The following is a 13223-nucleotide window of genomic DNA, read 5'->3' on the forward strand; positions in this document are numbered from 1 at the left end:
AAGTGGAAAGAGCATGAATCTACCGCAGAAAAAATTAGCACCGGAGGCGGTAAAGGTATGGAGGATCTCGAGTATCATTTCCAGTAGCGTCGGGTTTCTCGTCCTTGCCGTCCTATTTTATCTGGATCATTATTTTTCCTGGAGGGAGTGGGCGGGATGGCTGCTGACCGCCCTTACACTCTTTACTGCCGCAGAATTGATTTGGTCGATGTTTCAGCCCAAGTGGCTATATAAGAGCTGGCGGTTTGATATTGACGAGGAATTTTTACAGTTAAAATCGGGAGTCTGGCAGGAGCAGCATCATCTCGTGCCGATGACCAAAATTCAGGCTGTCTCGACAGAAAAAGGGCCGCTGCTCCGTAAATTCGGACTAAATTCCATCATGATCGAAACAATGGGGTCGTCCCACACCATCCCTGCCCTTCCTGAAAAAGAAGCGATTGAAATACGAAACAAGATCGCCCACTTTGCAAAAATCAAGGAAGTGGAACAATGAGTTCGCTGTCACGCTATCATCCGCTTTTAATGGTTTTCCGCCTTTGGAAGCTGGTCCGTGACTCGGCCTTCTTCCTGCTGTTTTTATTTGTGTTGAAGAGAGATTCAGACTCTCTCTTTATCTACTACGGAAAATGGGTTTTCCTGATTATTGTTGCCCTCAGCCTGATTTCCATCCCGCTGAAGTGGCTGTACGAAACCTATTCGTACGACGAACGGGCTTTTTATCTGAAGAAAGGTATTTTTACCAAGAAAGAACAGACGGTGCCTTTTTCAAAAGTGCAAAATGTCAATCGGCACACATCGCTTTTGCACCGTGTCTTCGGCTTAACGTCTCTGCAATTTGAAACAGCCTCAGCAGGGGAGGATGCGGAGGTGAAGTTTGATGCTTTGACCCTTCAGGAAGCCGGCAAACTGGAGGAGCTGGCCAACGGGGATGCGAAGGATATTTCGGAAGAGTCAGAGGATGCTGCTCCGGAAGTGGAGAGAGTCGTGCACTTCCGCCCTTCGAAAAAAGACACCATCAAAGCCTCATTCATTTCGATGAGCTTCCTTCTATTGATTCCGCTTCTATTTTCCTTCTACTCCAAAATCAACGATATCTGGGATGTGGAAGAAGAGGCGACGGGCATCTTTTCGTCCATCATCAGTTCAGCAGCGACCTTGACCATTGTGGTTGTCGTGATTCTGATCGTATCCGTCCTTTTAGGAGTAATCCGGACCTACCTTAAATACGGTGCCTATGAACTTTCCTCCGATGGAGACCGGATCTATATCCAGAATGGGGTGCTGGAGCTGCAGAGCTTTTCCATTCTGAAAAACAGAGTGCAAGCCGTGGAAATCAAGCAGCCCCTGCTTAAAAGGTGGTTAGGGCTGGCAGAAGTAGAGCTGGTCAGTGCCGGACAAGGGGCTATTATGGAGGACACCGCGGACATTAAATCACTCTATCCGTTTCTGCCGACAAACCGTGCGTATGAATTGATCTCTGAGCTTTTACCAGGTTACTCTGTCGAAAAAGAGATGACACCTCTGCCGCAGAAATCACTTTGGATTAGGCTGGCGAGTCCCAGCTGGCTGTGGATCATTGGCACAGGAGCTCTCTATTGGTGGAAGCCATCTCTGTTTGGCATTATCGACGTCTCCTGGTGGATTCTCTCGATGGCCTTATTAGCGGGAATCCTGCTGTGGAGGTGGCTGGACTTCCTTAACACCGCCTATACGGTGCAGGAGAATTTTGTTCAATTTAAAAAAGGCTTCTTCGTATCCTCAATTTTCGTGACCAAACGGGAAAAGGTAATCGAAGTAGGGGTCACTCAGTCACGGATACAAAAGCTGATCGGCGCCGCCTCGATTTCAACGATCAACCGGGCCAATCCTATCAGGGTTGAGGATGTGCGGGATATTCCTAAGCAGGCTGCTGAGCGGTTTTATTCTTGGTATTTGGGGCGGTGATGGGAGTTTCTGGTTGGGTGGGGGTCTGTCTTTGATATGTTTGGTGCGGGGGGCAGGGTACACCAAGCGAATGATCAACTAGCATAAGCTCAATATTATCAACAGCCTAACTATAAAGTTAGCTTGAGAGATGGTATGATCTCTCAGCCTTTTTCAGTGGTGCTTGTAAGAAATGTGAGAAAAATAAGGGAAGAAAGTTCCCTTATTTAAGCAACAGCCTCCATATCAGCAAAAATAGAGGAAGAAAATTCCGCTATTTGCTTGGAAAACGAGTAAATAGACCATTTTCCATTACTTAAGGGAAAAATGTTCCCTTATTCAGGGAGTATCTGGTACAAAATTGAATTTAGCGGAAGAAAGTTCCCTTATTTAAGCAACAGCCTCCATATCAGCAAAAATAGAGGAAGAAAATTCCGCTATTTGCTTGGAAAACGAGTAAATAGGCCATTTTCCATTACTTAAGGGAAAAATGTTCCCTTATTCAGGGAGTATCTGGTGCAAAATTGAATTTAGCGGAAGAAATTTCCCTTATTTAAGCAACAGCCTCCATATCAGCAAAAATAGAGGAAGAAAATTCCGCTATTTGCTTAAATCCGAGAAAATTTGCTAATTTTCATTACTTGAGGGAAAAATGTTCCCTATTCAGGGAGTATCTGGTACAAAATTGAATTTAGCGGAAGAAAGTTCCCTTATTTAAGCAACTGCCTCCATATCAGCAAAAATAGAGGAAGAAAATTCCGCTATTTGCTTGGAAAACGAGAAAATAGACCATTTTCCATTACTTAAGGGAAAAATGTTCCCTTATTCAGGGAGTATCCGGTATAAAATAGAATTTAACGGAAGAAAGTTCCCTTATTTTAGATTAGGGTAGTTACTCCACTAAGGAAAAGACTTCTTACAACACTCGGAACAGGTCTCAAAGGTGTCCCTCGAGCCCCGTCTAAAAGCCACTGGGCACCGAATTTTCCCTTGAAATGCACCAAGATTCATTAATCAAACGTTTGATTAATTAATAGAAACCCAGCCTTATCAACCGCCGAAGCTATATACTCCCTAAAGCAATCCGGATTTATGGACTGGGATTTCCTTGGCGGCGGTCACCAAGAAGAATCCATGCCCCACTTCTTCAGCTTCTTCACTAAGGTAGAATGATCAATTCCCAAGGTTTTCGCGGTTTTTCTTATAGAAGTCTCCTTCTTAAGGGCATCTTTGATCAGGTTTTGCTCGTAAAGTTCGACTCTTTGCTTCAGGTTTGTGGTGGTTTCCAAGTTGTCTCCTGTAATTCTTGCTGCTCGATGGATGTGCGGGGGCAGGTCCGCAGCTTCGATGGTCAGGGATGGAACCGAGACAATCATGCTTTCCACCAGGTTTTTGAGCTCGCGAACATTTCCCGGCCAGCTGTAACGCTTCAGCATCTCTCTGGTTTCCGGAGCCATTTCTTTCTGGATGTTATAGGATTTACAAAAAGAAGTGAAGAAGTGGTCCATCAATACCTCGATATCATCCGGTCTTTCAACCAAAGGCGGAATGTGGATCTCGACGACCTGCAAACGGTAGTACAGATCCTCACGGAAGCTGCCTTGATTCGCTAACTCTTTTAAATCCTTATTTGTAGCGGAAATGATCCGGATATCCAGCTGCTTCACTTTACTGCTTCCGATTCTCTGTATCTGCTTTTCTTGTATGACACGAAGCAGCTTGACTTGCAGGGGAAGGGGAAGTTCACCGATTTCATCCAGTAGGACGGTGCCTTTGTCAGCGAGTTCCAGTAACCCGATTTTTCCGTCTGAATTTGCACCTGTGAAAGCTCCCTTTTCATAACCGAAAAGTTCGGATTCCAGCAGGTGCTCCGGGATAGCTCCGCAGTTTACTTTTATGAAGGGCTTATCTTTTCTATCACTGTAATCATGGACTAAATTAGCCAGAACTTCTTTTCCTGCGCCGGTAGGGCCGAGCAGAAGGAGGCTGGTGGGGAAAGGGGCGACTTGTTTAACTTTATGGATGATTTCCGTCATTTGGCTGCTTTGGAAGATGACCTTTTCGCCGGTGCCGTCGACGGAATAGGTGAATCGGTTTTGATTCATCTCTGAAAAGCTTTTGGCTTTTCTCAGTTCCTTGCTCATTTGCGTTAACTGTGTGATATCCCGGACGCTCGTAACGATCATTTCAATGCTGCCGGAGTCATCCAGCACCGGATTTCCTGTTACGATGACATCTTTTTTGTTCTCGATTTTTTGCAGGATGGACAATGGCTTTTTTTCTTCTAAAACTAACAGGGAAACGGATTGGTCAAAGTATCCTTCTTTCATCAGGTCGGCCATATGATTGCCAATCAGATCAATCCGATTAAAGCCTGTTATTTCTTCATAGGCAGAATTGACGAATAAAGTGAGTCCGTTTTTATCCACAACATAGATGCCGTCAGCTGAGGATTCAATGACCTGTTCCATCTGCTTCAGCAAGACCCGGTAATGTTCCATTTGTGAGATTTCTTGAAGGACACCCACCGCGCCCATCAATCTTCCGTCCTGGTACAGCGGGGTCCGGTTCACCATATACTGGGCACCTGCAATCTCCATTTTTACACCGATTGAACTCTGCTCCGTTTCCAATACCTTGTGCAGTTCAGAGTTCGGGATGAATTCTCTGATGTCCTGGCCGGTATAGTCTTCATTTCCGTTACATAATAGATTGCTTGCGGAGGGATTCATAAATAGTATTCTTCGATCCCGGTCCACCACAATCACACCATTGGTCATGGAGGCAAAAGTACTTTTTAGAATATCTTTATCCATGATTACGTTCTGCAAAATCATCCCACCCGTACCTGTTGAATTTTGTCACCGCCTGGTGAATAATATCACCGCTTCAGAAAGCGCTTACAATAAAGTGTAAAGCAGCTCTTTGGTGAATTTTATCACCACCTGAAGAAAATCTCAATTTATAAACCTTGTTATCACACTATTTTAACAGTTGGCACAACTCTTGCATGTAAGTAAGTGAAGGAGGTTAGAAATCTATGAAGACAAGAGGGTTATTGATAAACGGCAAAACGGTAGAAAAAGAGAGAACGTACCCTCTTCGCTCTCCATTTGATGGAGAACTGCTGGCGAATATCAGCATGGCGGACGAACAGGATGTTGAGCAGGCGATAGAAGGCGCACATTCAGCTTTTGAAATCATAAGTAAGATGCCTGCCTATAAACGAGCAGAAATCCTATCCAAGGTGTCGGATATTCTTCGCAGCCGCAAAGAGGAGATGGCCCAGGTCATTGCGAAAGAAGCAGGCAAGCCGATCCGGACCGCCAGAGGAGAAATCGACCGGACCATAGTAACCTACCAGCTTGCTGCAGAAGAAGCGAAAAGGATCTATGGAGAAACGATTCCGATGGACGCAGCGCCAGGCGGGGAAAATCGGTTAGGCTTCACCTGGAGGGAGCCGTTAGGAGTAGTGACGGCAATCAGCCCATTCAACTTTCCTTTCAATCTGGTGGCACACAAGCTCGGCCCTGCATTTGCAGCCGGAAATACCGTCGTCTTGAAGCCTGCGGAACAGACACCGCTCAGCGCCTTTTACATCGCCGAAATTTTTAAAGAGGCGGGGCTTCCAGAAGGTGCGTTATCAGTCGTGACCGGAAGCGGCAAAGAACTGAGCGATGCTTTGATTACAGATGAGAGAGTCAAGAAGGTGACTTTTACCGGCAGTGCTGCGGTAGGGAAATTGATCAAGGAGAAAGCAGGACTTCGCAAAGTCACTCTGGAGCTTGGTTCAAACTCGGGGTTGATCGTTGAGCCCGATGTGCCTGTGGATAAAATTGTTCAAAGATGTGTCGATGGTGCCTTCGGATTCGCGGGACAGGTCTGCATCTCTCTTCAAAGAATATATGTCCATCAATCCATTTACCAGGAATTCAGTGAACAGTTCATTGAAAAAGCGAAGGGGCTGAAAGCCGGAGATCCATTGGATGAAACGACAGATATCAGCGCAATGATCAGCAGGGAAGAAGCGGAACGGATTGAGTCATGGATAAGGGATGCAGTAGACCAGGGAGCGTCAGTCGGCCTGGGAGGAACCCGGGAAGGCTCTGTTTTTACGCCTACCGTCATGCTGGATGTAACCAATGATATGGCTGTTTCTTGTCAGGAAACCTTTGCTCCCGTCGTATCAATCGTTCCTTATGGGAACTTGGATGATGCGATCCACATGGTCAATGATTCTGTGTATGGCCTCAATGTGGCTATTTATACACAGAATATCAACAATGCGATGAAAGCAGCTAAAGAACTGCAGGCAGGCGGTGTCATCATCAATGATATCCCTACCTTCAGGTTGGACCACATGCCATATGGAGGGGTAAAAGAGAGCGGCTACGGCCGTGAAGGAATCAAATATGCTGTTGAGGAAATGACAGAATTAAAATTTGTCACGATCAAAACCACATTTTAAGGAGGAAGAAGAATGAACATTATTACACCAAAACCAAAGCTGTATGTAATGGATAATGGAAGAATGAAAATGGACAAGAACTGGATGATCGCCATGCATAATCCCGCAACAATCAACAACCCAAATGCACAGACAGAGTTCGTTGAATTCCCTGTGTACACCGTACTGATCGACCACCCAGAAGGAAAGATCCTCTTTGATACAGCCTGTAATCCAAACTCCATGGGAGCAGAAGGACGCTGGGGAGAAGCGACTCAGCAGATGTTCCCGATTTCCATGAGCGAAGAATGCTATCTTCATAACCGCCTGGAGCAGTTGAATGTCAGACCGGAAGAGATCAAATATGTCGTCGCGTCCCACCTTCACCTGGATCACGCCGGCTGCCTCGAAATGTTCACCAATGCCAAAATCATCGTCCATGAAGACGAATTGAACGGAACTCTCCAAACCTATGCGCGCAATCAGAAAGAAGGAGCCTATGTATGGGGTGATATTGATGCCTGGATCAAAAATAACCTGCAGTGGCAGACCGTCAAACGGACAGAGGATAATCTGCAGCTGGCAGAAGGAATCAAGCTGTTGAATTTCGGAAGCGGCCATGCCTGGGGAATGCTCGGCCTGCATATTGATATGCCGGAAACAGGCGGAATCATCCTTGCCTCTGATGCCGTCTACACAGCCGAAAGCTTCGGACCGCCAATCAAGCCGCCAGGAATTCTCTATGATTCAGTGGGCTACTCAAGCGCCGTTGAAAAAATCCGCAGAATCGCCAGAGAAACCAATTCAGATGTATGGTTCGGACATGATTCTGAGCAATTCAAGAACTTCCGCAAATCCACCGAAGGCTATTACGAATAAAAGGAGGAACAAGGATGAGTTTTTCAAAACTGGTATTTGCTCCTTTAAGTTATACAGGATGGGGTTCATTAGAGCAGCTTGTGCCTGAAGTGCAAAAGTATGCTCCTGAAAAAATCCTCGTGGTGACCGATCCTTTGCTGGCTGACATCGGGCTGGCTAAACGAGTGACAGACCCTCTGGAGGAGAATGGATTCAATGTGACTCTGTACACAGAGGTAGTACCGGAGCCTCCTTTGGAAACAGGAGAAAAGCTGGTATCCTTTACCCGCGAAGGAAAGTTTGAACTAGTGATCGGCGTCGGCGGGGGAAGCGCGATGGACCTGGCCAAGCTTGCAGCTGTAATGGCTGCCCATGAAGGCACGGCTGCAGATTATTTGAATCTATCAGGAACGAAACAGGTAGAACACAAGGGTCTGCCTAAAATTTTAATCCCGACGACCTCCGGGACAGGGTCAGAGGTGACGAATATCTCTGTCCTTTCATTAGAGTCAACCAAGGATGTCGTAACACACGATTACCTGCTGGCGGATGTCGCAATTGTCGATCCGGAATTAACCGTCTCGGTCCCGCCGAAAGTAACGGCCGCGACAGGGATCGACGCCCTGACTCATGCAGTCGAGGCTTACGTGTCCGTTAACGCCAGCCCGACATCGGACGGACTTGCTCTTCAAGCAATAAGACTGATTGCCCGCTCAATCAGGACAGCCGTCAAAGACGGAGAAAATAAACAAGCCCGTATTGATATGAGCCACGGCAGCTATATCGCCGGCCTTGCTTTCTTCAATGCCGGAGTAGCGGGAGTCCATGCATTGGCCTATCCGCTTGGGGGACAATTTCATATTTCCCATGGTGAATCCAATGCCGTCCTGCTGCCCTACGTCATGGGCTACATCCGAAAAAGCTGTACCACGCGTATGGCCGACATACTGAATGCCCTGGGAGGAAACTCTCTCTACTTATCTGACGATGAAGCTTCCTATAAGTGTGTCGAGGAACTTGTCCGGCTCGTCAAAGATGTCGGCATTCCTCAGGCTCTATCAGAATTCGATATACCCGAATCCGCTTTAGAAAGCCTGACTCAGGACGGAGTGAAGCAAAAAAGGCTGCTTGCCAGAAGCCCGCTTCCTTTAGGGGAAGAGGACATCCGGAAGATTTACAGGTCTGCTTTTGAGGGGAATGTAGTTGAGGGGTAATGAGTAAAATGTCTGTTGTAACAGGTGAGCTTGTGAGGTAATCGCAGGCCAAATCAAACTTCAAAGTACAATTCAAAGTTAAAGAGACTGAGAGATGCAATGATCTCTCAGCCTACTTATGTAAATAAAAGAGTTGAAAAGATAGTCTGAAAAATAAGGGGAGAAATTCCCCTTATTTACGGAATAGTGCCCAAAATCCTCTTAAATAGAGGGAGAAATTCCCTCTATTTGCTTAAAAGCCAGGAAAATAGCCTGTTTTTCAGCGCTTAAGGGGAAAATTTCCCCTTATCTACCTAGGAATAGAGTCCAACTTTGCATTTAACGGGAAAATCTCCCCTTATTTTGGATGAAATGTGGGGGTTACTAAATTAGTTCAAGCCCTGGGCCCTATCACCTGAATGCATGGTAGTTTTTGCTCCATCCTTGTTTCCCTAATTCTCCCAAACTATAATAGTAGTAATAGAAGCTGGAAATTAAAGGGGTGAAGACAGTTTGGCAAAACTACCAATCAAACCAATTATAAAACTAGCTAAAACCCATGGGCCGGCAGCTGCTAAGTTCGTGAAGAAGCACGGACCCGCGATATCTCAGGGAGCAGCCTTTGTGGGCAGCGCCGGCAAAATCGCAAAGGATTTTCGGAAAAATAGAAAAGAGTCTGAGCAGTATCTGGAGAAAAACCACCCACGAAAAATCCGATTTCACCAGTATAAAACAAAAATAGTGCCCGTTCTTCATAACATGAATAGATTAGAACTTTTTAAAGGTAAATTAGAAGTTGAAGATTTTATCGCGCAAATCAAAGAGGAAGAACAGAAAGAGGCAAGTGTGAAAAAGCCGCTCCATACCAAGCGCCTGAAAGACTGGAACGATATTTTAATTCAAATGGAGGCGAAAATAGCAGCAAGGGATTATCAGGAATACATCATGATCTATAATAATCCTTCCTATCATAGTGAGTATTTTACAGGGTATGAAAGGCAGTTGGAAAAGTTCAGGAACCTGGTGGAAAATCAGGACAACGAAGAACTATATGGGTATCTTCTTACGCATACGAAGAGAAGCAAAGAGGAGATCAAGGTTGATTTTTCTCTGTGAATGAAGGTGAATTCTTGTCTAAAATAGGATCATCCCTAATAAGGAGAACTGCTCTTTACTCAAGTGCTTTACCTGCATACAAGAAGTCTGATGAGTGGATTCTTCCCTAAGGGGATTCAAAATAATTGTTATAGTTATGCTTCAAGTGACAAATGCTTTTCAGACTAATCTCCACAATGTAACACTATGTAATTTTAAAAATCCATTCTCAAACTAATACGAGAATGGATTTCACAATTTTATTGTATATTTTTCTATAGTTGATACAATTTCTGGGAATTTGTATTTATGTTTAACGACATCAACTGTAAAATCTTGTTCCTCTTCAATTCCCATTATCCATTGATAATGGTTGATTTTCAAGAAAACAATTAATGAAGCTAGTGCTGTCCGTTTGTTAGCATTATGAAAAGCATGGTTCTTTGCGATTGATTCGAAGAGTGCAGCAGCCTTTTCATAAATGGTGATATAAGCATCACTGCCAAATACTGATTGTTTAGGTCGGTTAATAGCTGAATCAAGTAACCCTGCATCTTTTACTCCCAACGGCTCCTGTGGGGAATAAAGACGAATTTGTACTGTATTGATGGCAATTACCTGGTTTGTGGTTAGATAAATAATCTCGTCCATTATCTATTTACTAACCCCTTAAACGCTTTGTCATGTTCTTTAATAACATCATTCAAAATATTCATGAATTCAGCATCAACACCTTCAGGAAGTGTTACATGTTCTTTTTTCCTCAAAACGATTTTCCCATCCTTTACTTCCGCTTGTACATCATCCCCCTGTGCTAGACCAACTTGTTTAAGTAATTCAGCAGGAAGAGTTATTCCATAACTATTTCCAATCTTAGTAACTTTTCTATCGAATTGTTCCAAAAGCTCACCTCATTTATATAGTTGTTATAACGATTATAACATGATTTGCTGAGCATTTAGAAGGGACAGAGGGACAGCTTCTGCTCGAACTAACCCCTCTGACCCTATTAATTTACTGCCCCACCAACGGATATGTCCTGATTTCCTGTGCCGTATCGTTTATTAAACGAATCTCCCACGCATTAAAGTCAAGCGCGGCAAGCTGCATGGCGTTTTCAAACACCGTGCGGTCAGCTTCTGTAATGATCTCCTCATCCATCGTATATTGAACAGTCGCATTTCCGTTTTGGAGTGAAGCGCTCACGACCTCCAATCCTTTTACAATGGCTGAAGAGTAAAATGCATCTTCATTTTCCAATGTGCCCATCGCTTCTAACGTCTCCGGGAAGGATAGAGGCTCTCCGTTTTCATTCTCAATCTGCTCATCTAAGTCCCCGCCAGGCAGGAACAGAGTCTGCTCTGTGTCTTTGTCGTAAATCGTATAGTACCCGCGCGACAGTCCTCTTTCGTCTTTAATGATGATAGGCTCATCAATCGGACTTTGAGCGACAATGATGTCTTCCTCGCCATCGGGATTGGTAAAAGTAATTTCTTCAATGCCATAGAAATCGCTAATTCCTACTAACGAGTCATAGAAGAGAGTCGTCTGGGCGGAGGTGGTTGATAACTGATTTCCTTCTTCAGTAAAATGCACCTGTAGCTTGGGCCATTCTGCAGATATCTCAGTAAAGGAGCCAAGGATCTCTTGTTCAGAAGGATCATTTTCGATAAGCGACGTCTTTAACCGTTCTTCGGGTGAAAGGTTTTCCCCTTCTTCACGTGTAATCGTGTAGGCTGTAAGAAACTCGGTCCCTGTATCGTACGGGTGTGAATCAATGAAGTAATTCGGTGTGATTTGAGCTTCTCCATAGGTGTCAGAGTCCTCATTTCCTTTTGAGGATTCAGCTTCCGTGTCCTCATCCTCGGTGCTGTTTTCTTCACTTGTTCCCTCGGTTTCCAGTTCGTCCGTATCCTCTGTCACTGCTGCATCTTGAGAGTTTTCATCAAGAGGTTCGTCACCTTGGGCAGTTGCATCGTTTTCAGAGTTTTGACAGCTTACCAGCAGAAAAGCTATTGAAGCCATTACAGCTATCCTGGTGATTTTCTTCACTCCTAATTCCTCCTTTTTTCCTATGTACCCTTTCCTGGGATATTAAACAGGAAGGGACAGAGGGACAGGTTCCTTCCTCCTCCAAATATCACCAAATACAAGTGGAGCTATGACCTCGACGGTACTTTGAGAGACACCAGGTTGCTATTTTTCGAAGTCGGGTGTCCGTCGTGACTGGTATGAGAGACACCTGGAATCAGGACCTGCCCCCAGTCCACTAAAGCATTAAACATACTGGTTCCAGATCCCAGAACAAAAAGAAAAAGGCACTCAGTTAAGTGTCTTTTTGTCTTGATTATTTGTTAGAGTCGACTTCTGTCTTTCTTTCAAAAGAGCAATCAGCTGCTCGTTTTGTTCGAGAATCTTTTCGTTCTGCTTAATGGTCTTCCCTACTCCTTTTGCGATATACGGGAGGTAATACAATATGAATACGACGACTGTAATGGCGATTAATCCATAAATAATCCCAACCAAAATAAGAATCACCACATTTCCTTTTTTTAACATCATGCCATAAACAGGCTCAAAACCGGACCAGTTGCTTTAACGACATAGGGATAGAAGGACAAGTGAAATCGATCCCCGCACACCTGTCCTTTTTGTACAATAACTTCAATCCATCCTAACAAGCAAAGTTCATATGAAAATGATAAAATTTTTAATGACCTAGAAAGTTGAAATAGGTTCAGTGTCACTGTTACGTTGCTTCAAATCAAATTTATATCATCTACAATTTATGGCGATAATTGAATCATAATACTGAAGAGGAGTTGTTTTCTCAATGACTGTATCCAATTCATTAACTCATGAGGAAATCAGAGCTATTTTAAGAGGAGCCGATGCCATTATTGCTCAGGGAGGAAGAACGCTCCTAGCCAAAATTTTGAAAGGCTCACGCGAGAAGAAGGTTCTGGAGCTGGAGTTGGACAAGTCTCCCGTATATGGCTGCTTTCATTCGGAAAAATTGGATAACATCATGCTGAAAATCGACTGGATGATTGATCATGATTTTCTCGAAATTGAGTACTTTGGAAAACTTCCTATGATTGTTTACACGGAGAGGGGATGGCTGATCGAATCGGATCAATATACGGATGAATTCATCAGCGAGTGGGAAGAATGGATTTCACAGAAAAAAGAAAATCCGGACATGACTTATTTAAAAGATCGGAACCGGCAGATGATTCTTTTGATGCTGCAGAAAATCAAAGAGTCTGGAAATCAAGATTTCATTCCTTATCTGAAATTATGGAAAGAAATTGATTATAAAAAAGTCAAAACGGAGATTCAAAATACAATTAATGCTTTGGAAGCGAGTGAGCCTGTCGATGAAGCAGCAATTTGGGAAAGACAAGGCAGAATTCATGAGGCTTTAAAAGGAGCGGCACCGGAAGATTTCCTTCTGAAGTGTTATGAATGTGGAGACCGATTCTTATTTACAGTCGGAGAACAGCAGTTTTATAAGCAGAAAGGGTTTGACTTGCCGAAGAGATGTGGTGACTGCCGCCTCATTAAGGCATAACTTCCAACTAGCGTATTGACGTGCCGGGTGTGAGGTCCTAATGCACTATCGTTATGTTTATTAGATTCATACTGTTAGATAAGGGCAACCTTGGCTACACTAGAGTTAGAGATTTACTGAAGGAATTGTC

The 13223-nt window shown here is 44.3% G+C and carries 12 protein-coding genes; 7 read left to right on the forward strand and 5 right to left on the reverse strand.

The features are described from left to right. The first annotated feature begins 13 nt into the window (after positions 1 to 13). Positions 14 to 496 carry a PH domain-containing protein gene (locus tag FZC78_RS10550; RefSeq protein ID WP_148939671.1) on the forward strand — a complete coding sequence of 161 codons (483 nt, stop codon included), beginning with the start codon at positions 14 to 16 and terminating at the stop codon, positions 494 to 496. Next, positions 493 to 1947 carry a PH domain-containing protein gene (locus FZC78_RS10555; RefSeq protein ID WP_148939672.1) on the forward strand — a complete coding sequence of 485 codons (1455 nt, stop codon included), beginning with the start codon at positions 493 to 495 and terminating at the stop codon, positions 1945 to 1947. Before FZC78_RS10550 ends, FZC78_RS10555 begins: the two co-directional genes overlap by 4 nt. 1097 nt (positions 1948 to 3044) lie before the next feature. On the opposite strand, the gene FZC78_RS10560 is transcribed toward FZC78_RS10555, so the two are convergent. After that, the gene (locus FZC78_RS10560; protein WP_148939673.1) at positions 3045 to 4757 is read right to left on the reverse strand and encodes a sigma 54-interacting transcriptional regulator; all 1713 of its coding nucleotides are present in this window, start codon (positions 4755 to 4757) and stop codon (positions 3045 to 3047) included. A 209-nt stretch (positions 4758 to 4966) separates the two neighbouring features. Here FZC78_RS10560 and FZC78_RS10565 point away from each other — a divergent pair, with 209 nt between their 5' ends. From FZC78_RS10565 to FZC78_RS10580, 4 genes are all read left to right on the forward strand, one after another. After that, on the forward strand, positions 4967 to 6394 hold the full coding sequence (locus FZC78_RS10565) for an aldehyde dehydrogenase family protein (RefSeq protein WP_148939674.1): 1428 nt from the start codon (positions 4967 to 4969) through the stop codon (positions 6392 to 6394). 12 nt (positions 6395 to 6406) lie between these two features. Beyond that, on the forward strand, positions 6407 to 7252 hold the full coding sequence (gene ahlS / locus FZC78_RS10570; RefSeq protein ID WP_148939675.1) for an AhlS family quorum-quenching N-acyl homoserine lactonase: 846 nt from the start codon (positions 6407 to 6409) through the stop codon (positions 7250 to 7252). Positions 7253 to 7266: 14 nt separating this feature from the next. Next, entirely contained in the window at positions 7267 to 8445 is a 1179-nt protein-coding gene (locus FZC78_RS10575; RefSeq protein ID WP_148939676.1) for an iron-containing alcohol dehydrogenase, read from the forward strand. Positions 8446 to 8937: 492 nt separating this feature from the next. Then, a complete protein-coding gene (locus FZC78_RS10580) occupies positions 8938 to 9540 on the forward strand; it encodes a hypothetical protein (RefSeq protein WP_148939677.1) in 603 nt (200 codons plus the stop codon). Between the two features lie 231 nt (positions 9541 to 9771). Here FZC78_RS10580 and FZC78_RS10585 read toward each other — a convergent pair whose 3' ends face one another. The 4 genes from FZC78_RS10585 to FZC78_RS10600 form a co-directional block, all read right to left on the reverse strand. After that, positions 9772 to 10170 carry a type II toxin-antitoxin system death-on-curing family toxin gene (locus tag FZC78_RS10585; protein ID WP_187444892.1) on the reverse strand — a complete coding sequence of 133 codons (399 nt, stop codon included), beginning with the start codon at positions 10168 to 10170 and terminating at the stop codon, positions 9772 to 9774. Further along, positions 10170 to 10421: an AbrB/MazE/SpoVT family DNA-binding domain-containing protein gene (locus FZC78_RS10590; protein ID WP_148939679.1), complete on the reverse strand. Its 252-nt coding sequence runs from the start codon at positions 10419 to 10421 to the stop codon at positions 10170 to 10172. Before FZC78_RS10590 ends, FZC78_RS10585 begins: the two co-directional genes overlap by 1 nt. A gap of 112 nt (positions 10422 to 10533) precedes the next feature. Beyond that, complete coding sequence (locus tag FZC78_RS10595; RefSeq protein WP_148939680.1) at positions 10534 to 11571, reverse strand: hypothetical protein; 1038 nt, start codon at positions 11569 to 11571, stop codon at positions 10534 to 10536. Positions 11572 to 11841: 270 nt separating this feature from the next. Continuing rightward, positions 11842 to 12081 (reverse strand): hypothetical protein, encoded by a 240-nt coding sequence (locus tag FZC78_RS10600; protein WP_148939681.1) that lies wholly within the window; start codon positions 12079 to 12081, stop codon positions 11842 to 11844. A gap of 271 nt (positions 12082 to 12352) precedes the next feature. Here FZC78_RS10600 and FZC78_RS10605 point away from each other — a divergent pair, with 271 nt between their 5' ends. Next, complete coding sequence (locus tag FZC78_RS10605) at positions 12353 to 13093, forward strand: RQC-minor-1 family DNA-binding protein (RefSeq protein WP_148939682.1); 741 nt, start codon at positions 12353 to 12355, stop codon at positions 13091 to 13093. The last annotated feature ends 130 nt before the right edge of the window (positions 13094 to 13223 follow it).

The sequence above is a fragment of the Rossellomorea vietnamensis genome, assembly GCF_008180415.1.
Classification (GTDB): domain Bacteria; phylum Bacillota; class Bacilli; order Bacillales; family Bacillaceae_B; genus Rossellomorea; species Rossellomorea vietnamensis_C.